Here is a 1,287-nt window from a genome sequence, read left to right as displayed (position 1 = left end):
TGGGCACGCCCACGGCTGTTCGAGTAGGTGAACACCACCTCGTCCGCATCGCCGTATAGCGGCCAGAACCAGCCGGATTTCATCTTGCCTTTTTGTGGGCCCGCCCGACCTTGGTGACCGGCCTTGATGGGCGTTTCATCCATGGCCAGTACCCGGCTGCGCAGCACGTTGTCGGTCTGCGCATCCACAATCGGCCGAAGCAGGTCGATGGCGCGCTTGACCAGATGGGTCAGGGTGCTGCGACTGACGGTGACACCGGCCTGCTGGATGCGCTGATGTTGGCGATACAACGGCAGGTGGAACTGGAACTTATCCACCAACAGCCCGGCTAGCAGGCTGACATCGGCTAGGCTGTTGTCCAGTACGTTGAACGGCGCCCTCGTCGTCACCGGCTTCCCGGTTCCTTTGCGTCGGAACACCGGGCGCTCGCACTTGAGCACCACATAACTGGCGGCCCGCTGGGCCAGGCGGTAGGTGATCTTGGTGCCGATGATGTCATACTGATCGGCATCAGGACCGGTCAGCTCCGGCGGTAGATGCTCGATGACTTCTACGGGCACATCCGCGGTGAAGCGCAGGCCGGTGTCGTTCAGGCAGTCGTCGTCCCGCTGTTTCTTGGCGGTACCGCGTTGATAAGCCCGAACCGGACGTGGTTCATCGTCGGCAGGCTTCTTCGGTAACGGGGCATCCTCTGACGGGAACAGGCAGTCCTGTTCCGGAATATCATAAACCAGCTTCTCGGATTTGGGGCCGAACAGCTGTTTCTTGAACCAGTCCAGTTGATGCGTCAGCTGACGAATGGCCTCCGCCTGGGCACCCAACTGCTCCCGCAACACGGCATTCTCCTCGGCTAGAGCCGAGGAGGAAGGCGCGTTAGAAGAAGGAGTGAAGGCCGTTGAATTCATGGCCAATATTATACCGGAAGCTGACCGTCTATACCCCTCGAAAACGCTTGAACTGGCGGTATTTTTGCACTTCGATGCCATCGATCAGCAGTTGCAGATCCGTCAGGGTAAGGGCTCGCTGACCGGAGGCGGACAACGGCACCCGGAACTGCCCCTGCTCCAGGCGTTTGGCCCACAGGCAATAACCGGTGGCGGTAAAATACAGCATCTTCATCTGGGTCTTGCGGCGATTGACGAAGACGAAATACTGACCGCTGAGTGGATCGTGTTGGAGCTGATTCCGGACCAGGGCACTCAAACCCCGGAACGATTTGCGCATGTCGGTGGGCTCGGTGCACAGCCAGATGCGCGCCTGGCTATCGAGCCCGATCATCCGTTCTGG

The 1,287-nt window shown here is 59.8% G+C and carries 2 protein-coding genes; both read right to left on the bottom strand.

Annotated elements, in window-relative coordinates; genetic code table 11:
• Positions 1-836: IS66 family transposase (locus INT19_RS04995; RefSeq protein ID WP_319022182.1), on the bottom strand; the 836-nt coding region annotated here is incomplete at its 3' end.
• A gap of 97 nt (positions 837-933) precedes the next feature.
• Positions 934-1,224, bottom strand: a complete 291-nt coding sequence (tnpB, locus tag INT19_RS19825; RefSeq protein ID WP_446719022.1) for an IS66 family insertion sequence element accessory protein TnpB — start codon at positions 1,222-1,224, stop codon at positions 934-936.
• Positions 1,225-1,287 lie beyond the last annotated feature (63 nt).

The organism is Halomonas sp. 3A7M (assembly GCF_014897875.1).
Taxonomy (GTDB): Bacteria; Pseudomonadota; Gammaproteobacteria; order Pseudomonadales; family Halomonadaceae; genus Vreelandella.
This window is presented reverse-complemented; position numbering and strand designations above follow the sequence as displayed.